This is a genomic window from Sedimentibacter sp. B4, from assembly GCF_000309315.1.
In the GTDB taxonomy this organism is placed as follows: Bacteria; Bacillota; Clostridia; order Tissierellales; family Sedimentibacteraceae; genus Sedimentibacter; species Sedimentibacter saalensis.
On sequence record NZ_CANG01000934.1, the window covers coordinates 1 to 347 of the forward strand.

General features: G+C 70.6%; 1 pseudogene. It reads left to right on the top strand.

The annotated features are described in order from the left end of the window. Positions 1-6: 6 nt before the first annotated feature. A pseudogene (locus tag BN358_RS24705) lies at positions 7-347 on the top strand (ATP-dependent DNA ligase); the annotation flags it as partial.

A 347-nucleotide genomic window follows, 5' to 3' on the forward strand; every position in this document is an offset into this window, starting at 1 on the left:
TAGCTGATGCTGTTCGACCTGCTCAGCCTGAACGGCCAGTCGCTGCTGACCCAGCCCTACGAGACGCGCCGTGAACTGCTGGAGAGCCTCGGTCCGCAGGAAGGCGGCTCCCGCGTCCACGTGCCGGCTGGCTTCGACGGCGATCTGGCGTCGGCGCTGGACGCGAGCCTCGCCTTCCGGCTGGGAGGGCGTCGTCGCCAGCGCAGGGGGTCGATCTACGAGCCCGGGCGCCGCGCACCGACCTGGCTGAAGATCAAGCACCGCAAGGCCCAGGCCGTGGTGATCGGAGGGTGGCGTCCGGGCAAGGGGAACCGTCAGGGCACGGTGGGCGCGTTGCTGCTGGGCAT